We start from the raw sequence: 22358 nt of genomic DNA on the forward strand, positions 1-22358 counted from the left end.
GCCATGGCATCCATGCAAAGTCTTGATATCAAGAACCGCTCGGCCACCAGCCTGCCCTCCCCCAGCGTGCGCAGTCACACGGAACTGGCCAAGCTCATCGACGTGTCCAAGTGCATCGGTTGCAAGGCCTGTCAGGTGGCCTGCATGGAATGGAATGACCTGCGGGGACCGGTGGGGGAAAACACCGGCGTCTACGACAACCCCCAGGACCTGAACGAGCACACCTGGACCCTGATGCGCTTCTCGGAAGTGGAACCGGATGATTTCTCCTTTGAATGGCTCATCCGCAAGGACGGCTGCATGCACTGCGACGACCCGGGCTGCCTCAAGGCCTGCCCGGCCCCCGGAGCCATCGTGCAGTATGCCAACGGCATCGTGGACTTCATCTCGGAGAAATGCATCGGCTGCGGCTACTGCATCGCCGGCTGTCCCTTCGACATCCCGCGCCTGTCCCGGGCGGACAACCGGGCCTACAAGTGCACCCTGTGTTCCGACCGGGTGGCCGTGGGCCTGGAACCGGCCTGCGTCACCACCTGCCCCACCGGCTGCATCACCTTCGGCACCAAGGAGGACATGAAACAGCAGGCGGTCCTGCGCATTGCGGACCTCAACAGCCGGGGTTACGACAACGCCGGACTCTACGACCCGCCCGGCGTGGGCGGCACCCATGTCATGTACGTGCTGCAGCATGCGGATCGACCCGGGCTATACCATGGCCTGCCCGAAGACCCGCGCATCAGTCCCATGGTGGGATTCTGGCAGGGCATCACCAAACCCCTGGCCATCGGTGCCCTGGCCCTGCTGGCCATGGCGTCCTTCCTGCACTTCATCAAGCACGGCCCCAATGTGGCGGAGGAGGACGACGACGCCCCCTCCCGCGACAAGACCCGGGACCGCAAGGAGGAATCCAGCCATGTCGAATAAAGACGATATCCGGCGCTACAAGGACGGGGAAAGACTGCACCACTGGATCGTGGCCGTCACCTTCATCCTCCTGGCCATGTCGGGGCTGGCCCTGTTCCATCCGTCCCTGTACTGGCTCACCAACCTCTTCGGCGGCGGCCAGTGGACCCGCATCCTGCACCCCTTCATCGGCCTGGTGATGTTCGTGTCGGTGATGGTGCTGATGGTGCGATTCTGGCGTCACAATCTCGTCAACCGGGATGACCTGCGCTGGATCCGCTACCTGCCCGACGCCCTGCACAAGCGGGAAGGCCGCCTGCCCCCGGTGGGTCGCTACAACGCCGGCCAGAAGATCATCTACTGGTCCACGGTCATCGGCATGTTCCTGCTGCTGTTCTCCGGGCTGATCATGTGGCAACCCTACTTCGCCCCGGTCTTCCCCATCGGTCTGGTGCGGTTCGCCATCCTGGTGCATGCCTTCAGCGCCATCCTGCTGATGATGGTCATCATCCTGCACATCTATGCCGCCATCTGGGTCAAGGGCAGCCTGCAGGCCATGGTCAAGGGCACGGTGAGCCGGACCTGGGCGAAGAAGCACCACCCCCTGTGGTACCGGGAAGTCACCCAGGAGGAGCGTAAATGACCACCATCCTGCGGCCGGGAGAGATCCAGGGTCCCGGCACCCCGGCACCATTCCTGAAACTGCCCGACCCGGACAGCCTGTTCACCCGGCGGGCGGAACGGTTCCAGGGACTGGCACAGGATCATCCGGTGGAGGCCTTCCTGCTGTTCATGGCCGCCCTGACCCAGGCCCAGCACCGCCTGGTGGAGACGCTGACCGGCAGGGCCCCGGACACCCTGCCCCGCCCCGCCCCCCGGGGACTGCCCTTCCCGGCGGCCGGGCTGCCGGACATCCGTCACTGGCAACCCGGTCTACGGTCATTGCTGGAAGAGATCGAACCATCGGCTCCGGCCCCCACCCGGGCCGCCATCCGGCGGCTGCGGCACATGTCCGACCCGGATCGGGTCGCCATGGCCAGGGAGATCCTCCGTGGCCATGGCAGTGCCCGGGACCCGGCCGCCGCCCCACTGCTGGCGGCGGCCCTGCAGGCCCACTGGACTGTGTGGATTGGACAGACGGCAGTGGAGGGCATCCCGGCGCAGACCGAGGCCACCCACTGTCCCGTCTGCGGCAGCCCCCCGGTGGCGGGGGTGATCCACAGCGGCGGCGGCATCCATGGTCGCCGCACCCTGCACTGCAGCCTGTGCCAGAGCCAGTGGCATCTGGAGCGGCTCAAATGCAGCCACTGCCATGCCACCACCGATCTGGAGTATCCGGGTCTGGAAGGCCATCACCCGGCCGTCAAGGCCGAAGTCTGCGGCCACTGTCGCAGCTATCTCAAGCTCATCAACCTGGAAACCGATCCCCGGGCCGACCCGGTGGCCGACCATCTGGCCACCCTCGCCCTGGACCTGCTGCTGGGGGAGGAAGGCTACACCCCCAGCGGCATCAATCTGCTGCTCTATCTGGAAGAGGCACCCGCCACCACAGCCTGATGCAACCCCAAAAACCCCGCGGGAGCGGGCCTGCCCGCAAACAGCGCCGCTGAAAGCACAACCGTCGCTCCCCACAGTAACCCAGTGCCGCGTGACGGCCGAGTCAAGGACCATGACCACCAGAACAGACACCGAATGCTCCCCATCACCCACCAGCATCGACCCCAGCCACCGCCCTCCCGCGGTGGAACGGCTGCTCACCCATCCCCGGGCCGTCCCCCTACAGAACCGACACGGTCGCCGCTCCCTGATCCAGGCCCTGCGCCTGGTACTGGATCAGTGGCGGGGCGACCCCCGACCCTCACCCACCCCCGACCACTTCCTCGATCGTGCCGAAGCCGTGCTGGAGGCCGCCGCCACCCCGCGCCTGCGCCCTGTGTTCAACCTCACGGGCACCGTCCTGCACACCAACCTGGGCCGCGCCCTGCTGCCGGAGGAGGCCATGACCGCCGTGATCCAGGCCGCCACCCGTCCCGGCAATCTGGAGTTCGACCTGGCCACCGGCAAGCGCGGCGACCGGGACACCCTCATCAACGGCCTGATCCGGGAACTCACCGGTGCCGAGGCCGCCACCGTGGTCAACAACAACGCCGCCGCCGTGCTGCTGGCCCTCAACACCCTGGCCCTGCGCAAGGAAGTGATCATCTCCCGGGGGGAACTGGTGGAGATCGGCGGCGCCTTCCGCATCCCCGAGGTGATGAGCCGGGCCGGTTGCAAGCTGGTGGAGGTGGGCGCCACCAACCGCACCCACGCCCGTGACTTCCAGCAAGCCCTCACCGAACGCACCCGCCTCATTCTCAAGGCCCATACCAGCAACTATGCCATCGAGGGCTTCACCCACACGGTTCCCGAACCGGAACTGGCCGCCCTGGCCCACGCCCACGCACTGCCCTTCATGGTGGACCTGGGCAGCGGCACCCTCACCGACCTGAGTCGCCACGGGCTGCCCCGGGAACCCACGGTGCAGGACACCCTGGCCCATGGCGCCGACGTGGTTACCTTCAGCGGTGACAAGCTGCTGGGCGGCCCCCAGGCGGGGCTGATCGTGGGCCGAGCCGACCTCATCGACCGCATCAAGAAAAACCCCCTCAAGCGCGCCCTGCGGGTGGACAAGATGACCCTGGCCGCCCTGGAGGCCGTGCTTCGTCTCTACCGGGACCCGGACCGATTGGGAGAACGACTCACCACCCTGCGCCTGCTCAGCCGCCCCGTCGAACGGATCCGCACCCAGGCCGAACGCCTGCTGCCGGCCCTGCAGGCGGCCCTGGGGGACGGCATGACGGTCACCAGCCGTCCCTGCCGAAGCCAGATCGGCAGCGGCGCCCTGCCGGTGGACCGACTGCCCAGCCAGGCCCTGGTCATCCAGCCCACCCAACGGGGACGGGGCGCCGGCACCACCCTCAAAGGCCTGGAACAGCGGCTGCGGGACCTGCCCGTGCCGGTGATCGGCCGGCTGCACGACGGGGCCCTGTGGCTGGACCTGCGCTGCCTGGAGGATGAGGCCGATTTCGTATCCCAGCTACCTCGCCTGCGGGAGATCGCATCATGATCATCGGTACCGCCGGCCATATCGACCACGGCAAGACCGCCCTGGTGAAGGCCCTCACCGGCGTTGACGCCGACCGCTGGAAGGAGGAACAGGCACGGGGCATCACCCTGGACCTGGGCTATGCCTACCAGACCCTGGATGACGGCCTCAGCCTGGGCTTCGTGGATGTGCCCGGGCATGAAAGGCTCATCCACAACATGCTGGCCGGGGCCACCGGCATCGACCACGTCCTGCTGGTGATTGCCGCCGATGACGGTCCCATGCCCCAGACCCTGGAACACCTGCAAATCCTTTCCCTGCTGGGACTGGAGCGGGGCACGGTGGCCCTGAACAAATGCGACCGGGTGGACGAGGACCGACTGGCCCGGGTCCTCTCCCGGGTCCAGGCCCTGCTACGGGATTCCGCCCTGGCCGATGCCCCCGTCCTGCCGGTTTCCGCCATCACCGGCCGGGGTCTGGCGGCCCTCAAGGATCATCTGCACCGGCAGGCCCGCCTTCAGGGCGAACGGCGGCATGAGGGCCGTTTCCGGCTGGCGGTGGATCGCTGCTTCACCCTCGGCGGGACCGGCACCGTGGTCACCGGCACCGTCCACGCCGGACAGGTCAGGGTCGGCGACCACCTGTGCCTGAGTCCTTCCGGCCTGAACGTGCGGGTCCGCGGCCTGCATGCCCAGAACCGGCCGGCGGAACGGGGCCTGACCGGCCAGCGCTGCGCCCTCAACCTCACCGGCCCCCATCTGACCCGGGAGGCCGTCAGCCGGGGCGACTGGGTGGTGGACCCGGACCTTCACCACCCCGCCGTGCGCCTGGATGCCCGACTGCGGGTGCTGGCGGACGCGCCCGGCCCGCTGACCCACTGGACACCGGTCCACCTGCACCTGGGGGCCGCCCGGCTCATGGCCCGGGTGGCGGTCCTGGAGGGAGAGGCCATCCCGCCGGGAGCCGACGGTCTGGTGCAACTGGTCCTGTCCCAGGAGACCCACGCCCTGCGGGGGGACCGCTTCGTGCTGCGGGACGTCTCCGCCCGCCGCAATCTGGGGGGCGGCCTGATCCTGGATCCCTGGGGACCCGCCCGGGGCAGGCGCACGGCCTCGCGTCTGGCCCTGCTGCGGGCCTGGGAACAGAACGATCCCCTGGCGGCATTACGCCAGGCCCTGCCCCAGGCGCCGGGCGGCCTGAATCTGGAAACACTGTCCCGCCAGTGGAACCTGGACCCGACCGAGCAGACACGACTGGCGGACACGCCGGATCTGCTGACCCTCGAAACCCCGGCGGGTCCAGTGGCCTTTGATCCCGGACTCTGGCAGGACCTGAAGACACGGACACTCAAGCAACTGGGGGAAGAGCATGCCCATCACCCCGACCGCCTGGGTCCCGACCGGGAACGCCTGCGGCGCCGGGTGGCCCCTGCCCTGGCCCGCCCTGTATTCGCCGCCCTGGTGGATGAACTGCTAGCGGCAGGTGCCGTACGGCAACAGGCCCCCTGGCTGCACCTGCCCGACCATTGTCTGCACCTGTCCCCGGATCAGGAAACACTCTGGCAGAACCAAATCCTGCCCCTGGTCCAGGCCGACCCCTTCAATCCCCCCCGGGTGCGGGACATTGCCCGCGCCCTGTCCCAGGATGAGACCCACATCCGGGCCCTGATGCAGCAGCTCACCGCCATGGGGCAGGTCTGCCGCATCGCCCATGATCACTATTTCCACCGGGAGGCAGTGGCCGAACTGGAAGCCATCGTCCGCGAGTTGTCCGACACCGAGGGGGCGGCCCTGGCGGCTCCGTTCCGGGACCGCATCGGCACCGGCCGCAAGGTGGCCATCCAGATCCTGGAGTATTTTGATCGCATCGGCTACTGCCGCCGGGTAGGCGATGAACACCGGGTATTCCGGGACTCCCTATGGCGCATGCGCTGAACACCCGTTCCGTATCCATCGGCACCCATTGCAAGGAATCCAATCATGTCCACCACCGACCACATCCCCCTCACCACCCTCTCCCACGGCGGCGGCTGCGGCTGCAAGATCGCCCCAGCCGTCCTTCAGGAGGCCCTGCGGGGACTGACCCAGGGGGTGTTTCAGCCGGACCTGCTGGTGGGCAATGCCGGCAGCGACGATGCCGCCGTCTACCGGCTCAACGACCAGCAGGCCCTGGTGGCCACCACCGATTTCTTCATGCCCATCGTGGATGATCCCTTCGACTTCGGCCGCATCGCCGCCACCAACGCCCTGTCCGACGTCTATGCCATGGGCGCCACCCCCATCCTGGCCCTGGCCATCCTGGGCATGCCCCTGGACAAACTGCCGGTGTCCACCATCCGCCGGATCATGGCGGGGGGGGCGGCAATCTGCGCCGAGGCGGGCATCAACGTGGCGGGCGGTCATTCCATCGACAGTCCGGAACCCATCTATGGCCTCGCCGCCCTGGGGCTGGTCCACCCGGACAGGGTCAAACGCAACGATCAGGCCCGGGACGGAGACGTGCTGATCCTGGGCAAGCCCCTGGGCATCGGTGTGCTGAGCAGTGCCTTGAAGAAAGGCCTGCTGGACGCCGCCGGCTACCAGGCCATGCTGAGCACCACCACCCGCCTCAATCGGGTGGGCATCCCCCTGGGGGAACTGCCCGGTGTCCACGCCATGACCGATGTCACAGGCTTCGGCCTGCTGGGGCATCTGCTGGAGATCTGCCGGGGATCGGGCCTGGCGGCCCGGGTGGAGTTCTCCCGGCTACCCATCCTGGACGCGGCCCGTCCCCTGGCGGAACAGGGTCTGGGGCCGGGGGCCATGGAGCGCAACTGGGAGAGTTATGGGGCCGCGGTGAGGCTGGCGGACCATCTGCCGGACTGGGCCTGGCGCATCGGCACCGATCCGCAGACCAGCGGCGGCCTGCTGGTGGCCTGCGACGAACAGGCGGCGGCCACGGTACTGGCCCTGTTCAGAAGCCATGGGTTTGAAGCAGCGGCAACCATCGGCAGGCTGGAGGCAGGCACCCCGACGGTGGATCTGGGCTGAACGCCCCCCTTAGCGGCCAAGGGCCGCTACGGACAATGGCGGAAGGGCGTGGGAGTCGAACCCACCCGGGACCGCCTGACGGCCCCAACCGGTTTTGAAGACCGGCCGCACCACCGGGCACGAAGCCCTTCCCATGTCCTTTCCCTAAAAGGCCTCCCCGTGTCCCTACACGACGTCTTCCTTGAACGACGTCTTCCTTGAACGACGTCTTCCTTGAACGACGTCTTCCTTGAACGGCGCCTTCCTTACACGACGCCTTCCTTACACGACGTCATTCCCGCGAAAGCGGGAATCCAGTCCGCGCTGAAAAATCCCGGACTCCCGCTTTCGCGGGAGTGACGACAGCGGTGCCGCGGAACAAACGAAGATCAGGAGAACAACCCGCTTCCGCGGAAGCAACAACGGCGAAATGATGGAAATGATTGTAAGGCCACATGACCACCAGTACCATCCTCCCCCGTCCGAACCATCAGTAACATATCCCCCGCCCGACACAACCGAAACCGATCTCGGCCAGGACTGAAAACCAGAGTCGCCAGACAAAACCCGGGGCCAATCCCTCACTGCCGCCAGCCCGAAATCACCCGGGGGCTACCATCCACAAACCGGGCCCACTCCGGCGTCCGGTGTACCCGCCCCTGATCATCCACGGTCAGGGTGCCCGTCAGACCATGGAGACGCTCCCCGCCTCCCTGTTGCAAAGTGCCCAGCCGCATCCCCAGCCGATAGGCATCATAGCCAAAGGCCCCCATGCGCGGCCATCGCTGCAGGGAGGCATCCAGCGATGTCTCCAGGCCGGCCCGGGGACCGGTCTGGCCAAGCAACCAGGGCATGTCGGCCACCAGCACACCCTCCATATCCCGGTCCACACCCGGATCCATACGCCCGGAGAAGACGTGGGAGGTGGCAAAAACCGGCAGATCACCCGCCTGATGGAAACGCAACTGGGGCACGATCAGCCGGGCATGACGGGGTTCGCCGGAGATGAACACCATGTCCACATCCCGACGCCCGCGCCCCTGTTCATCCGCCATCACACCGGCACGGATCACATCGCCAAAGTCCGTGGCCTGATGGGGAAAGGTCTGCACTGATCGCACTTCCCCGCCCAGGGCTTCAAACCGGGCACGAAAGGCGACCCGCAGCCGCTCGCCCAGATCCGTGCGCGGCACCATCACCACCGCCCGTCGGTGCCCCTGGGCAAAGGCCCGCTGGGCCGCTTCGACCGCTTCATCCTCGGGATTGAGGCCGAAACGGAAAAAATGCGCCGGATACTGCCTGCGTCCTTCCCCATGATTCAGGGCCAGCACCGGCACTGGCAACGCGCCGGGACGAGCAGCCAGCCGGTCCACGGCCTCCCGGGACAAGGGGCCGATGACCAGATCCGCCCCCTCGCGCACGGCTTCCTCGTAATGACGCAGCACATCGCCGGCATCCTCACCCATATCGTGGACACGCAACACGACGGACGAGGCGACGCCGGCGTCCTCGTGGGCCGCCTCAATCCCCTGCAGGATGCCGCGGGCGACGCTGCCGTAACGCCCGGTCAGGGGCAGGATGACCGCGATCCGGCGCGGCGGCGAGCCACTGCCCGCCATGCCCGTCCGCTGTGAAATCGGTGTTCCCGCACCGGTGACCGTGCCAGGCAGGGAGCCGGTCGAAGACGGCGCGACCGGCCGTGTGGGCACCAAGGCCACCCGCACTGCAGAGGGCGGCTCGATCCCCCGTGAGCGCAATGCCTCATCCAGACGATTCACCGTATCCGGGCTGGATGCCCGGCTTCTCAGGGCCCGTAATTCAGCGGTATCCAGCCCTTGCAGCCAGTGCATCAGTTGCTGCCGTGCCCATGCCTGCGAAGCGGCATCCTCCGCCAGGGCATGGGCACGATTCCAGGTGGTGATCGCATCCAGATGACGTCCCAGCGCCGCCTCGGCCTGGGCACGGATGGCCAAGGACTGCAGCGCCAGGGTCGTGGACAGACGATGGGATTCCAGCGGCAGATGACGCAATGCCTGCAGGGGATCCTGCTGCTCCAGTGCCATCCTGGCCGCCTGGAGCCGGTCATCATCACCGGCCAGCGCGGGCATGAACGCCGTCACCAGCAACAGGCAAAGACCGAGGAGCAAACCATGCAACCCTGGCAGATGGGTGCATCGCCCCGACACAACGCCACTGCGCATCATGACCTGACCCTTCGATGATCGAATTTCCATGGTGAATCCATGAGCGGATATCCCCCTGTGTCGGCTTCCCCCTCATTTTCTTGACCCGGCCATGGATGTTCCGAACCCGTCATTCCCGCGAACGCGGGAATCCAGTCACGGTGCCCCCATGGACTCCCGCTTTCGCGGGAGTGACGGCTGATAAATACGGGAGTGACGCCGGGGAATAACGGCCGGAGACAGGGTCGGAATATTCCTAAAGAGTTCCATGCCCCCGGCCGATACGTTCAATGAAGGGGACATTCATCGGATATCCCACGAAGTGCCCGGGTATAGGCTGAGGCATGGCCGCGGCGAGGTCATGTCGGCAGATCGATGGGACACTGCAGGAATAACTAAGGCTGGTTCCATCTCAAGGAGATAAAAATGAAAAAAATGAGTCTGCTGTTGCTCGTGCTCATACTCTCGTTCGTCACTTCCGCCTGCGCACAGCACTACGCACATCCTCCCGTCGTCTACCATGGACACTATGAAGACCGGGTCATTCGGGTCAGCGGCTACGGCGCGGTGACACCCAGCGTCCATCAGACCCAGGCACAACTCAAGCTCAATGCCATGCGCGCCAGCCGCCTGGATGCCTATCGCAATCTGGCCGAAAGTGTCTACGGCATCAACCTGGAAGGCAGCTCCACCGTCAGGGACATGGCGGCACGCCATGACCAGATCCGAACCTATGTCAATGCCAAGGTCACCGGTGCCCGGGTGGTGGATGTCATCCTTGCCGATGACGACATCTACGAGACTGTCCTGGAGCTCACCGTCGGCCGCCAGTTCTACAGTTGTGTCACCCAGCCGCAAACCTGCATGGTGCCGGTGGGCGCGCCGGTCAGAAGCCCGGCTTATGTGGCTCCGGCGGCGCCTTATCACCCTGCCGTCGTACCCAACCAGTGCGGTGCCTGGGGCTGCGCCCCCATCCGCCGGGCCGCCCCGCGCCCCTACTGGCAACACTGCGCCGGATCCTACTGTGATTACGGCCCCGGCGGTTACAATGCACCTTACCATTACTATCCCCGTTGACCGGGAGGTTCGCCGTGAAGGTGCTCTTGCTGCTGGCCCTGCTCTGTCTGCCCGGTGCAGTGCTGGCTGACGTGATCTTTGCCGAGGGCGTGGCGTCCTCGGCCGGAAGATCGATCACCGAAGCCCGGCGGGATGCCCTGGAAGACGCCCTATGGAACGCCTCTGCCCAGCTGGGCATCACGGTGAGGGGACGATCCCAGGTAGGTGAGGCCGCGGTGATCCAGGACGATACCCGCCTGGACACCGCGGCCCGCATTTCACGGTATGACATTGTCGGGGAATGGCAGGAAGGGGACATCTACCATGTCCGCATCCGGGTGGACGCCGCACAGGCCCTGTGCGGTGACCCGGATGCCCGGATGGGCGCCGTCCACTTCCCACTTCTGCAACCCCATCAGCAGCTCACCAGCAGTCTCAACGGCATCGAACCCGGGGTGCCCAATGAAATTCTTCACCGCCTTTCCATCCGTACGGGAACACCGCCACGGCGAGCGGAACATCGCCGGCTGCTGGAACCCCTGAACGGACTACCCAATCCCCACGCACCGGAGATCCGCGAACGGGCACGACGCCTGGCCCGGGAGATGGAGGTCAACTACCTGCTGGCCGGGGTGATCATCGACATCGGCTATGAAAACGTCGGCCTCATCCGCAACACCTACCTTCGTCGCAGTGAAGTGGAAATCTACGTGTTTGCCGGTGACACCGGAGAACTGCTCCTGCAGCGCCGAGCGGCCCGTGAAGCCAAGGGCGACGTACTCTACCCCACGCCGGTGGCCTTCGGCAGCCGGCGTTTTTATGAATCACGCTACGGAGAAGCCTTCGACTGGGTGCTGGACCGGCTCAGTCAGGAAATCAGCGGCCTGCTGGCCTGCCCACCGGGAGATCGGGCTTTCGATTGATCATTATGGTGCCCGGAGCCGGACTCGAACCGGCACGGCCAAAGCCGAGGGATTTTAAATCCCTTGCGTCTACCAATTTCGCCATCCGGGCAGGACAGGGCGAGAGTGCGAGGCACCGGATTATACCCGAAACAGGCACTGGAAGAATGTGCCCGACACGCTAAGATTCGGGATTGACCTATTTCACATCGACGCCGCCCGTGTTTCCGACCCTCACATCCGTATCCACCCTGCTCCTGGGCATGGGCATCCTGCTCTGCGGCTCCGGCATGCTGGGTACCCTGCTGGGCCTGAGCGCCGCCCAGGAAGGCCTGCCGAGCTGGCTGATCGGCCTGGTCATGTCCGGCTTCTTCATGGGCTTCATCATCGGCTCGTTCCTCTGCCCCCGCCTGATCCGACGGGTGGGACACATCCGTGCCTTCGCCGCCCTGGCCGCCGTGTCGGCCATCGCCGCCCTGCTCCACGGTCTGATCTTCGATCCCTGGGTGTGGTGGGTGTTGCGCATCTTCAACGGCATCTCGGTGGTGGGGCTTTACATGGTCATCGAAAGCTGGCTCAACGAACGGGCACGACAGAACCGGGGCCAGATCTTCGCCTTCTACATGACGGTCTGCCTGGTGATGCTGGGCGTGGGACAGTTCCTGGTACTGATCTACGGACCGGGGCATCTGGCCAGCTATGCCCTGGTGGCCATTCTGTTCTCCCTGGGGCTGATCCCCATCGCCCTGACGCCGGCCTTGCAGCCCACGCCCATCAAGGCCCAGGCCCTGCCGCTGAAGACCCTCTATGGCAGGACGCCGGTGGGCGTGGTCGGAGCGCTGGTGGCGGGGATCGCCTCGGGCGGGTTCTGGGGGTTCGGAGCCATCTATGCCCAGCAGTCCGGCATCGAACCCCTGGGGGTGGCCGCCTTCGTCAGCGCCGTGATCCTGGGCGGCGCCCTGCTGCAATGGCCCATCGGCTTTTTCTCCGACCATCGGGACCGGCGCTGGGTGCTGGTCTTTGCCTGTGCCGGCGCGGCCCTGGCGGCCCTGAGCATCTTCATGACCGTGGATCAGTCACTGCTGGTACTGCTGGTGGCGGCCCTGTTCTACGGCGGGTTTGCTTTCAGTCTCTACGCCCTGGCGGTGGCCCATACCCATGACCGACTGGATGTCACCCAGGTGCTGGAAGGCACCCAGGGGCTGCTGTTGCTCAACGGCATCGGTGCCACCCTGGGGCCGTTGCTGGCCGGGATTGCGGTGAGTGTCGCATCCATCAGCGTGCTGCCCCTGCTGTTCGGGAGCATCATCCTGCTGCTGTCCCTGTTCGCGCTATGGCGAATCCTGCGGGAACCTCCGGTGGCGCCCGAGGAGAAGGCCGGCTTCGTGCCGGTCACCCGTACCTCGGCGGTGGCGGCCGAACTGGACCCCCGCACCGAACTGCAACCGGAGCTGGACCTGGAACACAAGCCCTGACCGTTCTTCCCTACCCCCTCACCCGGTGACCACCGACCGCCCGCGGGTGCGCAGGCCGATCAGGGCGGCATGCCGGATACTCTGGAGCAGGGCCTGGCGGCCGGTGCCGGTGCAGGGGATCCAGGGCCGGGGCGGGTCATTGAGGGCCTCGCGCAGGACCCGGCCCAGGGTGGTCCGCATCATAGTCATGAGAACCACCGCGTCGGCCTCCGACGCCTGACGCTTGAGGTGATTGACATCACGCCCCCAGTTGGAAGACCAGCCGGTGTGACGAAACTCCACCCGGACTCCCGGCCACTGGTCGGTGATTTCCCGGATCAGGTCATCACTGTACCGGGCCTGGATCTCGTTACCACCCACGAACAAGACGGTCAGCTCGGCCCCGCCCTCCAGTTGCTCCAGCAGTTCGCTGTCCTCGTCGTGTTCCGCCTCGGCACCGGGCAAAACCAGATCTTCATACTGGGCCGGGGCCGCGCCGCACTCGCGGAATAGCGCCAGGGTCTGAGCGGCCTCCAGGGGCCGGGCATCGCGCAGGGCAAAGAACAGGGCCCTGAGTTGGGCAAAGGCTTCCGGATCACGGCCCAACCGGCGATACAGGCGGAACCGGGCGCGCAGGATATCCGTCTCCGACCAGGCCGGATCCAGCCGGGCCGGCGCCTCCAGCAGATCGAGCATGGGTTCGCAGAACCGGGAATCCTCATGGGCCAGGTGCTCCAGCCCGTCCAGCCCCTCCTGAGCCGTCTCCAGTCGCCCCGCCGACAGGGCCGCCGACACCAGCAGTGACAGACGTTCCCAGCGGGCCTGCAGCGGCTGATCAGCGCCATCCCGGCACAGGATCTGCAGATCGTCCAACAGCCGGGATGAGCGGGCAAACCATTCCGGCCGGTGGATCAGCGGCAGGACGGCCTGTCCGTGCCGACACCACAGGGATTCGGCAATCTCTCCCGCCAGGGCCGGATCCACCAGATCCGCGCATTCCAGCAGACGCTGCATCCCCCACTCCGGCCACGGGGCCGCGGACGGGTCCCGCGCCAGCAGCATCCGCCAGGTCTCCATGGCCGCCTGGGCCGAGGCGGCATCCAGCCGGGCCATCATGAGCACGGCCTGCATGAAACGGCAGCGATCCACCAACAACGGACGCTCCGGGTCCTGGGCATCGGTTTCCGTCATCATCCCGATCAGGGCGGCATTCACATGCATCAGGGCCTGCTCCCGGGCCTCGTCACCGCTGTCGGTCTCCATCCAGCGCAGAAAATCCCGCACCCCCAGGGCATAGTGAGCCCCCAGGGCCGCCGACCCGAATCGTTCCACCGCCTCGGTGAAATACCGCTCTCCCTGTCGGAGCTGGGCCAGGATCGCGCGCACCCGATCCAGGCCCGGCGGCAACACCAGTTCGGCCAGGGAACGAAAGCCCCCCAGCACCAGCCCCATGTCCGCATGCAACCGGGGCGACATCAGACGCCCTTCGGCGATCAGCCCGGCAAAGGCCTCCTTCGCCGCGGAGAAATTGCCCTGCAACTGCAGGGCCTGGCCCAGACGGCGCCCCACCCCGGCCTCAAGAGCGGCCCGCTCGGTGATGTCCAATGCCACATGGGGCAGGCCCTCCCGCAGTTCCACCAGCAACACGTTGGCAATGGCTGCATCGCCTCGGTGGATGGCATCGGTGGCGGACTGGAGAATCAGCGCGGCGGTCGCCGGGGTCAGATGCCGGCGCTGGCCACGCAACAAGCGGGTGGCCTCGTTCTGGAATCCGTGGGTGAGTAAATAGGGGTGTACCTCGGTGAGCATGCCGGCCCCGGCCCCGCCGGGGGTGGACGAAGCGGCCCGGAAGATGGCGGCATACCGGTGCAGGGCATCCCTGACCGAGGCATGATTCTGCTGCCGCACGTAGCCGCTGAGCAGTCCCGCCAGATACCACTGGCGTCGTTCGTCATTCATCTCGGGGCGTCCCATGTCGGGACGTCGCCCGGGCAACAGGGCGTCGAGAAAACCCAGGTGAAAATAGCTGCGCTTGCGACTGGTATCCAGGGCATGTACCGATTCCACCAGATCCACCAATTCGTCGGGCTTGAGGGCCCGGTCTTCCTCGGCCAGAGTGGCGATGATCTGTTCCATCACCACCCGGTCCAGCTGAGTGAACTCCTCGGAAACATCCAGTACCGCCCGCTCGTTGGCCTCCTCCACCACGATCGACTGCTCTTTCTGTCGGGCCGCTTCCGCCGCCGCCATGGCCTGGTCCAGGGCCGGCAGCACCGGGTCCAGAAACCGCCACAGATCCGGGTCCATCAGCTTGAGCACATGGAAATAGACACCCACCTCCATGGCCCCGAACTCCTCCACCAGGGCGTCCTTGGCCTTGACCATGTCGGCGGGGGGATGGATCTTGTCGTCCCCGCCCACCACGAAGCCCCGTTCATCATGGGGGACACCGCACAGATCCAGGAATCGGCACATGATGGCCGACTTGTAGTCGGCGAAGTACCCCAGGAACAGCAGAGTCCATTCCCGCGCCCCCAGAACCACCGGCACATGGGGCAGCAAAACATCGGCCAGCTGATGGTTGTTCATGCGCTTTAGGGTTTCAACGCGAAACCCCTTGCGGCGCGCCAGGGTCTTGAGGGTGGCGTCGCATACCAGCTCAAGCCGGGAGGCCGGCTCCCGCAGACGTTCCAGAAAGGAGATCACCGCCCGGTGTCGATCCAGGGGCAGCAGCCGATTCCAGACCGCCTTCCAGTCGTTGAGTCCCGCCTGCGGCATCGGTGCCGCCACGCCCCGGGCCATGGTCACCCTCCCCTTGCCGGTCCGCCGACCGGCGTCCGGACAATTCGGGAAGAAAGGCCCACAAGGGCCTGAAGCATAAGCAGATGTGCTGAAGGGTATCTGGGCATACCCCGATCATAGATGGGTCCCGGTGGCTCAACAATGGCCACGGGGCTGAATTTCACCCGGGGACGGGCCGCCGTCACTCAAGCGACGACAGGGCCTCCGACCGCATCCCCACCAGCAAGGCTTCCACTTTCGGCATACCTTCCCGAAGTACCTGGCGATGGCGGGGCAAGGTGCCCAGCACGGCCGTCAATGCACCCGGAAGCTGTTCGTAGATCAGCAGCAACGCATCATCCAGGGTCTCGATCATGTCCAGCGCCTGATCGTGATGATCGGTCCCGAGCCCGGCCTCGATACTTGCCAGGTCCGTGGCCGCGGCGGAAGCCCCTATGGTCATCAGATGCCCCTTCAAGGTATGTGCCATGCGACGGGCCGTGATCAGATCATTCTCCGTGAGAGACTGCCTGAGTTCAGCCAGCCGCTCCGGCAACTCGGGCAGGATGGTCAACAGGGTATCCATCAACAGGATACTGTCGTCTCCCAAACGCTGCAGCACCACGGACAGATCCACGATGGGAAGGGTCTCTTCCTCCGCGGCTGAGAGGGTCTCGATTTCACGGGGCGTTCGAGCGCCCATCACCCGGTCAATGGCCTGTCCCAGCCCGGCCAGACTGATGGGTTTGAAGATATAATCATTCATCCCCGCCGCCAGTCCCCGTTCCCGGTATTCGCTCAGGGCATGGGCCGTCAGGCCGATCACCGGCAGCTCCCGACAGGCCTCGCCGGCCTGCCCTTGCCTGATTCTGCGAGTGGCCTCAAAGCCGTTGATCCCCGGCATCTCCACGTCCATCAGGACCAGATCGGGACACTCCGTTGTCAGATACCCGAAGGCGGCCTGGGCATTATCGGCCACCGTCACCCGGTGTCCCAGCCGCTTGAGCAGATGCACGGCCACCACCACGTTGGCCGGGGTATCTTCCACCAAAAGCACATGCCAGGAGCGGGTGGGTTGAATCTGCAGTGTTTCAACCGCGGGCAGGACGGATGCCTTCACCGCCTTGCCCGGGGCCATGGCCACGGTGAAACGGAAGGTGCTGCCCTCTCCCGAACGACTGCTCACCGTGATCTCACCCCCCATCTTCTCCACCAGTTGACGGGTAATGGTCAGCCCCAGCCCGGTGCCGCCATGGCGGCGTCCGGCCGAGCCGTCCACCTGGGTGAAGGCCTGAAAGATCTCACGCTGACGTTCCGGGGGAATCCCCTCACCGGTATCGATCACTTCGAATGCCAGTCGCAGTCGCTGGTCCGGCTTACCCAGACAATGGGTCTGCAATCGCACCGACCCCTGCTGGGTGAACTTGACGGCATTGCCGATCAGATTGATCAGAACCTGGGTCAATCGGTGCGCGTCCCCTTTCAGGTAGCGTGGCAGATCCGGGGCCAACTCCAGTGTCAGTGCGAGCCCCTTGTCCTCGGCCGGCACACGCAGGGTCTCGATCACCTCTGCCAGAACCTGGTGAAGATCAAAATCCGCCTCCACCAGTTCCATGCGTCCGGCCTCGATCTTTGACAGATCCAGGATGTCGTTGATGATCGTGAGCAGATGCCGGGCCGAGTGCTCGATGATGTGCATGAAGTCCCGCGACTGCCCGGCGGGCTGATTGAGCAACACCAGTTCACTCAAACCCAGGATCGCATTCATGGGGGTCCGGATCTCATGGCTCATCCGGGCCAGAAACTCGCTCTTGGCCTGATTGGCCGACTCCGCCGCCTCACGGGCACTGATCAGCTGTCGCTCCATGACCCGCAGGTCACTGATATCGGTGTAATAGACCATGCCCCCGATCACTTCCCCCTCCTCATTCAGGATGGGGCCGGAGAAGATCTGCAAAGCCTTCCCCCCGAAACGGTCTTCTTCCCGGGGCGTGGAGTAGCGGACCATCGGTTTTTTGGAACGAAAACATTCCGATAATGCACACTGTGGACAAGGATCGATCTCGTTCCAGGCAATGCGGTAACAAGGTTGATCCAGCACGGAGGAAAGATTGAGACCGAACAGCTCCAGCAGGCCCTGACTGGCGCTCACGATGCGAAAATCCGCATCGACGATAACGATGTAACCAGGGATGTTCTCAAAAAAGGCCCGCAACCGGCTGGAGGCCCGATCCAGTTCCTCGGTTCGCTGCGCCACCCTTTGCTCCAGCAGGACGTTCTGCTCGGAGATCACCCGTGCCTGGGATTCCAGGCGCTCGAACTGACCACGCAACTGCCCGGACATGGACTGGAAAGCCTGATCCAGCAGATTGAATTCACGAATGGAAGTATGGCCCGGCGTGCGTTCCCAGTCCCCCCTTGCCAGTCGATCCGCATCCATGCCCAGGCGCTCCAGCGGAGAGGCGATACGGGCCGCGATCCACACCCCCAACAGCAGGGCCGCCAGTAATACGCCTGCGATCATGATCAGGGTATCCCGGGTCTGGGCGTGAATACTGCCGAGAAAATCCTGTTCCGGCACCACCGCCCCCAGCACCCAGTCAAGCCCCGGTGCCGGTGCGAAGTGCTTCACCTGGAGAAACTGGCGCTCTCCGTCCAGATCAAAAGTGAGCAGTTCCTCCTCCCCGACGGCCGCCAGGCCGCCGGGCCTGGCACTCAGCAGACGGGCAACCTCCGCCAGCGCTGGAATACCCGAGTCCACTGCCCGCAATGGCAGGAAACGGCCGGCCTCCTCCCGAAAAAACCCGCCCTCGGGCGCCGACGACGAAGCAACCAGATGCCCGTCCCTCTGCATGACGAAAATCAGGGCGCCGGGACTCAGGTCGATGCGGCGTAAAAAGTCATGCACCTGAGTCAACACATAGTCCACGGCGAAGACACCCAGCAGATTCCCGTCGTCGTCCTTGAAGGGCTGGGCGGCGGTCAGCGCCAAGTCGTGGATCACGAAATGCCGGTAGATAGGCGTCCAGGTCGGACCGTCCGCCGCCACCCCGGCCTGGTACCAAGGCCGGGCGCGAGGGTCAAAACCGGGATAGACTTGCCTGAGCTCCAGGGCATCCCCGAGATCATTGGTGGAAAAGTTATGGGAATCCCCACCGGTCACCGCACCGGCGCGCACCACCTGGATATCCCCGTCCCTGAGCCGGCGGGCGCCATAAAACTCACCTTCCACGGTGCCGAAGAAGCTGTAGGCCAGCGAGGGGTGGGTACTGAGAACACCGTGGAAATAACGCTGCACATTGGCGGTATCCTCCGGTCGCAGCACACCGCTGCGCAGGGCCCGGGCATTGGCTTCGTTAACGGCGGGGGGGATGCCCAGATACCCGGTCAGACGATCTTCCACCCGGATCAGCACATCGGTGCGCAGCTGACGCGCAATATCGTCCACGGCCAGCCGACCATCGTGAATCGCCAGCCAGGCCACCAGCGCGGCGGATATCATGGTCAGCAGCACCAGCGGCAGGCCGATGAGCAGACGCAGGGAAAAAGCCGGTGCCCTGATGCCCTCGAATCCCCGTCTCATGTCTGACCGACGTCCCGCCCCCGCCATGCTTCTGCTCCCCTTTTCAGAGCAAGCCGCATAGTCAAATTACCCTGTGATCCAGCGGCAGATCGTGTTCACCCAGTCAATGCCCCGTCCACGGCGACATCCATCGTGATTGTACGTCACCCGCGGCAACATCCGCCTTGATTGTTCACCCCCCTCATTTAAGGGTTGATTGATGCGGCTAAGGGTTGATTGATGCAGCATCATTCCCACGCAAGCGGGAATCCAGTCACGGAGTTTCCTGGACTCCCGCTTTCGCGGGAGTGACGGGCAATGGGCCGGGGGCAGCCGGCCTGTGAGGAAATGACGGCAAGAGACCAGCGGCAGCCGGCCTGCGAGGAAATGACGGCAAGAAACCAGCGGCAGCCAGCCTGTGCAGGGGCGGTGACAAAGGACCGATGGGCGGCAGCAAGGATCAGTCCGACCACTGGGTCGCTGAGGCAAAACCTTGGAGACGAGACTCAAATATCAAAAAAGTCATCCCCGAAACCGTCAAGGAAACCGCCTTCGTCCGCGCCCATGTCACCGGGATCCAGATCCAGATGCGCGGTGTCCAGGCCGATGTCCAGCGGGGAGACGCCCAGGTCCATGGCCACGTCGGCAAAAGCCTGCTGCATCTGTGAGCTCAGGACCATGCCGGCGAACAGGGTCCCCAGATAGGCCCCGCCGGCGGCGGCCAGGCCGGTGCCCAGCAACCCGGGTCCGCTCCGGCGACCTCGGGCGGCGATCCGGGGATTACCCTGGGTGGCCTCCAGGAAATGCAGTCGGTCGATCAGCTCCTTGTTGCCCGACTGCAGGATCTTCTGCCGGGCCTCTTCCGCGCGCTTGCGTCGTGAATCCATGGGGAGATCCTCCAGGTGAATGGGGGTGTCTGATGGGATTGGACAAGGGAAATGTTGAGAAATCCCGATCCATCACCAAAAATTTTGCCGTCCTCACTCCCTCATGGGAACCCATCACCCCCACAAAAAACCTCGTTACTCCCGTAAAAAACCTCTTCACTCCCGCCAAAAAACCCGTCACTCCCGCGAAAGCGGGAGTCCAGGAGCACCGGCGACACTGGATTCCCGCCTTCGCGGGAATGACGGAAGTTCAATCCCGACATACCATCATGGCGACACTGGATTCCCATCGGCGGAGGAATGACCTGATCCGGAATTCAATGCCGGATCAGGTGATCAAACGCCCCCAGCGCCGCCTTCGCACCCTCGCCCACCGCAATCACGATCTGCTTGTAGGGCACCGTGGTCACATCACCGGCCGCAAACACCCCGGGCACCGAAGTCATGCCATGGGCATCCACCACGATCTCACCCCGGGCGGACAACGCCACCGGCGACGCCTTGAGCCATTCGGAATTGGGCACCAGACCGATCTGCACGAAGATCCCCTCCAGATCCAGACGCTTGAGCGCATCCGTATCCCGATCCTTGTAGGTCAGGCCGGTCACCTTGCTGCCGTCCCCGTTCACTTCCATGGTCTGGGCATGGGTGATGATGTCCACGTTGGGCAGACTGCGCAGCTTTTTCTGCAACACCGCATCGGCCCGCAGCTCGGTCATGAACTCGATCAACGTGACGTGGGCCACCACGCCCGCCAGGTCGATGGCCGCCTCCACGCCGGAGTTGCCGCCGCCGATCACCGCCACCCGCTTGCCCTTGTACAGGGGACCATCGCAATGAGGGCAGTAGGCCACGCCCCTGGCACGATACTTCTGCTCACCGGGTACGTTCATCTCCCGCCAGCGGGCACCGGTGGCCAGGATCACCGTCTTGCTGCGCAGCACCGCGCCGGAGGCGAAATGCACCTCGTGCAGCCCGGCCTCACCCTGGGCGGGCACCAGCTTCGCGGCCCGCTGCAGGTTCATGATGTCCACCTCATATTCCCTGACGTGGTTTTCCAGCGCCGCCGCCAGCTTGGGGCCTTCCGTATGGGGCACCGAGATGAAGTTCTCGATGGCCATGGTATCGAGCACCTGACCACCGAAACGCTCCGCCGCCACCCCGGTACGGATGCCCTTGCGGGCCGCATAGATGGCCGCCGCGGCGCCGGCGGGACCACCGCCTACCACCAGCACGTCGAAGGCGGCCTTTTCATTGAGCTTTTTCGCCTCCCGCTCCGCCGCCCCCTTGTCGATCCTGGCCAGGATCTGCTCCAGGCTCATGCGGCCCTGATCAAAGGGCTGACCGTTGAGGAAGATGCTGGGCACGGACATCACTTCCCGTGTCTCCACCTCGTCCTGGAACAGGGCGCCGTCGATGGCCACGTGACGCACGTTCGGGTTGAGCACCGCCATCAGGTTCAGGGCCTGCACCACGTCGGGGCAGTTCTGGCACGACAGGGAATAATAGGTCTCGAACAGGAACTCCCCTTCCAGAGACCGGATCTGCTCAATCACCTCGGGCGAGGCCTTGGGCGGATGCCCCCCCACCTGCAGCAGGGCCAGCACCAGGGAGGTGAACTCATGGCCCATGGGCAGACCGGCAAACGCCACCCGTCCGCTCTCGCCGGGACGCACCAGGGCAAAGGAGGGACGACGGTTATCCCGACCGTCGGTGCGCAGGGAGATCTTGTCGCTCAGGGCGGTGATCTCCCGCAGCATCTCCAGCAGTTCATTGGATTTTGGGCGTTCATCCAGGGTGGCCACGATCTCGAAAGGCTGGGTGACCTTTTCCAGATAAGCCTTCAATTGATTCTGCAGATTGGCGTCCAGCATGCCGAATGACCTCATAAAAAAATGCCCGGGACTCGGCCCGGGCAAGGAATAGGAGATTTGGGCAATTCAATGGGCGTGAGCGAACCTGCTCAGATCTTGCCGACCAGGTCCAGGGACGGGGCCAGGGTCTTCTCCCCTTCCTTCCACTTGGCGGGGCACACTTCGTTGGGGTGAGCCGCCACATACTGGGCCGCCTTCACCTTGCGCAGCAGTTCCTCGGCGTTACGACCGATGTTGCCGGCATTGATCTCGACGATCTGGATCACGCCCTGGGGATCCACCACGAAAGTACCGCGCTCGGCCAGACCGGCCTCCTCGATCAGCACTTCGAAGTTGCGGGAAATGGTCAGGGTCGGATCCGCAATCATCGGGAACTGCAGCTTGTTGATGGTTTCAGAGCTGTCGTGCCAGGCCTTGTGGGTGAAGTGGGTGTCGGTGGACACGCTGTAGATCTCCACGCCCAGCTTCTGGAACTCGGCATAGTTATCGGCCAGATCGCCCAGTTCGGTGGGGCACACGAAGGTGAAGTCGGCCGGATAGAAGAAGAACACCGACCACTTGCCCTTGATGCTCTCGTCGGTCACCTCGACGAACTCGCCGTTGTGGAAGGCGGTGGCCTTGAAGGGCTTGACTTCGGTATTGATCAGGGACATGACAGGCTTC

General features: G+C 65.0%; 15 protein-coding genes and 2 tRNA genes. 9 read left to right on the forward strand and 8 right to left on the reverse strand.

Features of this window, described 5'->3' with window-relative positions; all coding sequences use genetic code 11:
- Positions 1 to 3: 3 nt before the first annotated feature.
- The 6 genes from fdxH (at position 4) to selD (ending at position 7017) form a co-directional block, all read left to right on the forward strand.
- Positions 4 to 924 carry a formate dehydrogenase subunit beta gene (gene fdxH / locus LQD11_RS13900; protein ID WP_238618079.1) on the forward strand — a complete coding sequence of 307 codons (921 nt, stop codon included), beginning with the start codon at positions 4 to 6 and terminating at the stop codon, positions 922 to 924.
- On the forward strand, positions 914 to 1546 hold the full coding sequence (locus tag LQD11_RS13905) for a formate dehydrogenase subunit gamma (RefSeq protein ID WP_238618080.1): 633 nt from the start codon (positions 914 to 916) through the stop codon (positions 1544 to 1546). Before fdxH ends, LQD11_RS13905 begins: the two co-directional genes overlap by 11 nt.
- Positions 1543 to 2460, forward strand: a complete 918-nt coding sequence (gene fdhE, locus LQD11_RS13910; protein ID WP_238618081.1) for a formate dehydrogenase accessory protein FdhE — start codon at positions 1543 to 1545, stop codon at positions 2458 to 2460. Before LQD11_RS13905 ends, fdhE begins: the two co-directional genes overlap by 4 nt.
- A 112-nt stretch (positions 2461 to 2572) precedes the next feature.
- Positions 2573 to 4009 carry an L-seryl-tRNA(Sec) selenium transferase gene (selA, locus tag LQD11_RS13915; RefSeq protein WP_238618082.1) on the forward strand — a complete coding sequence of 479 codons (1437 nt, stop codon included), beginning with the start codon at positions 2573 to 2575 and terminating at the stop codon, positions 4007 to 4009.
- Positions 4006 to 5922, forward strand: coding sequence for a selenocysteine-specific translation elongation factor (gene selB / locus LQD11_RS13920; RefSeq protein ID WP_238618083.1), 1917 nt, complete (start codon positions 4006 to 4008; stop codon positions 5920 to 5922). Before selA ends, selB begins: the two co-directional genes overlap by 4 nt.
- A 45-nt stretch (positions 5923 to 5967) precedes the next feature.
- Positions 5968 to 7017, forward strand: a complete 1050-nt coding sequence (selD, locus tag LQD11_RS13925) for a selenide, water dikinase SelD (protein ID WP_238618084.1) — start codon at positions 5968 to 5970, stop codon at positions 7015 to 7017.
- A 36-nt stretch (positions 7018 to 7053) separates the two neighbouring features.
- Here selD and LQD11_RS13930 read toward each other — a convergent pair.
- Positions 7054 to 7149 (reverse strand) — tRNA-Sec (locus tag LQD11_RS13930).
- A 428-nt stretch (positions 7150 to 7577) separates the two neighbouring features.
- Entirely contained in the window at positions 7578 to 9143 is a 1566-nt protein-coding gene (locus tag LQD11_RS13935; protein WP_238618085.1) for a penicillin-binding protein activator, read from the reverse strand.
- A gap of 462 nt (positions 9144 to 9605) precedes the next feature.
- Between LQD11_RS13935 and LQD11_RS13940 the strand changes: the two genes are divergently transcribed.
- Complete coding sequence (locus LQD11_RS13940) at positions 9606 to 10256, forward strand: LPP20 family lipoprotein (protein WP_238618086.1); 651 nt, start codon at positions 9606 to 9608, stop codon at positions 10254 to 10256.
- A 14-nt stretch (positions 10257 to 10270) separates the two neighbouring features.
- Positions 10271 to 11158, forward strand: a complete 888-nt coding sequence (locus LQD11_RS15725; RefSeq protein WP_238618087.1) for a flagella assembly protein FlgT middle domain-containing protein — start codon at positions 10271 to 10273, stop codon at positions 11156 to 11158.
- Positions 11159 to 11164: 6 nt separating this feature from the next.
- On the opposite strand, the gene LQD11_RS13950 is transcribed toward LQD11_RS15725, so the two are convergent.
- A tRNA-Leu gene (locus tag LQD11_RS13950) sits at positions 11165 to 11249 on the reverse strand.
- Between the two features lie 109 nt (positions 11250 to 11358).
- Here LQD11_RS13950 and LQD11_RS13955 point away from each other — a divergent pair.
- Positions 11359 to 12612 carry an MFS transporter gene (locus LQD11_RS13955; protein WP_238618088.1) on the forward strand — a complete coding sequence of 418 codons (1254 nt, stop codon included), beginning with the start codon at positions 11359 to 11361 and terminating at the stop codon, positions 12610 to 12612.
- A gap of 18 nt (positions 12613 to 12630) precedes the next feature.
- Here LQD11_RS13955 and LQD11_RS13960 read toward each other — a convergent pair whose 3' ends face one another.
- The 5 genes from LQD11_RS13960 to ahpC form a co-directional block, all read right to left on the reverse strand.
- Positions 12631 to 15393, reverse strand: a complete 2763-nt coding sequence (locus LQD11_RS13960; RefSeq protein ID WP_238618089.1) for an ATP-binding protein — start codon at positions 15391 to 15393, stop codon at positions 12631 to 12633.
- A 181-nt stretch (positions 15394 to 15574) separates the two neighbouring features.
- Positions 15575 to 18955, reverse strand: coding sequence for an ATP-binding protein (locus LQD11_RS13965; RefSeq protein WP_238618090.1), 3381 nt, complete (start codon positions 18953 to 18955; stop codon positions 15575 to 15577).
- A gap of 485 nt (positions 18956 to 19440) precedes the next feature.
- Positions 19441 to 19821 carry a hypothetical protein gene (locus tag LQD11_RS13970; RefSeq protein ID WP_238618091.1) on the reverse strand — a complete coding sequence of 127 codons (381 nt, stop codon included), beginning with the start codon at positions 19819 to 19821 and terminating at the stop codon, positions 19441 to 19443.
- A gap of 317 nt (positions 19822 to 20138) precedes the next feature.
- On the reverse strand, positions 20139 to 21695 hold the full coding sequence (gene ahpF / locus LQD11_RS13975) for an alkyl hydroperoxide reductase subunit F (RefSeq protein ID WP_238618092.1): 1557 nt from the start codon (positions 21693 to 21695) through the stop codon (positions 20139 to 20141).
- 89 nt (positions 21696 to 21784) lie between these two features.
- Positions 21785 to 22348, reverse strand: a complete 564-nt coding sequence (ahpC, locus tag LQD11_RS13980) for an alkyl hydroperoxide reductase subunit C (protein ID WP_008931554.1) — start codon at positions 22346 to 22348, stop codon at positions 21785 to 21787.
- Positions 22349 to 22358: the final 10 nt, after the last annotated feature.

Source organism: Ectothiorhodospira shaposhnikovii (assembly GCF_022227765.1).
Classification (GTDB): domain Bacteria; phylum Pseudomonadota; class Gammaproteobacteria; order Ectothiorhodospirales; family Ectothiorhodospiraceae; genus Ectothiorhodospira.

What these genes read in the sequence shown, in the direction of transcription:
- selD (WP_238618084.1), top strand. Translation starts at nt 5,968, where the DNA reads ATGTCCACCACCGACCACATCCCCCTCACCACCCTCTCCCACGGCGGC.
- LQD11_RS13965 (WP_238618090.1), bottom strand. Translation starts at nt 18,955, where the DNA reads ATGAGACGGGGATTCGAGGGCATCAGGGCACCGGCTTTTTCCCTGCGT.
- fdhE (WP_238618081.1), top strand. Translation starts at nt 1,543, where the DNA reads ATGACCACCATCCTGCGGCCGGGAGAGATCCAGGGTCCCGGCACCCCG.
- LQD11_RS13940 (WP_238618086.1), top strand. Translation starts at nt 9,606, where the DNA reads ATGAAAAAAATGAGTCTGCTGTTGCTCGTGCTCATACTCTCGTTCGTC.
- selA (WP_238618082.1), top strand. Translation starts at nt 2,573, where the DNA reads ATGACCACCAGAACAGACACCGAATGCTCCCCATCACCCACCAGCATC.
- selB (WP_238618083.1), top strand. Translation starts at nt 4,006, where the DNA reads ATGATCATCGGTACCGCCGGCCATATCGACCACGGCAAGACCGCCCTG.
- ahpC (WP_008931554.1), bottom strand. Translation starts at nt 22,348, where the DNA reads ATGTCCCTGATCAATACCGAAGTCAAGCCCTTCAAGGCCACCGCCTTC.
- ahpF (WP_238618092.1), bottom strand. Translation starts at nt 21,695, where the DNA reads ATGCTGGACGCCAATCTGCAGAATCAATTGAAGGCTTATCTGGAAAAG.
- LQD11_RS13970 (WP_238618091.1), bottom strand. Translation starts at nt 19,821, where the DNA reads ATGGATTCACGACGCAAGCGCGCGGAAGAGGCCCGGCAGAAGATCCTG.
- LQD11_RS13905 (WP_238618080.1), top strand. Translation starts at nt 914, where the DNA reads ATGTCGAATAAAGACGATATCCGGCGCTACAAGGACGGGGAAAGACTG.
- LQD11_RS13960 (WP_238618089.1), bottom strand. Translation starts at nt 15,393, where the DNA reads ATGGCCCGGGGCGTGGCGGCACCGATGCCGCAGGCGGGACTCAACGAC.
- fdxH (WP_238618079.1), top strand. Translation starts at nt 4, where the DNA reads ATGGCATCCATGCAAAGTCTTGATATCAAGAACCGCTCGGCCACCAGC.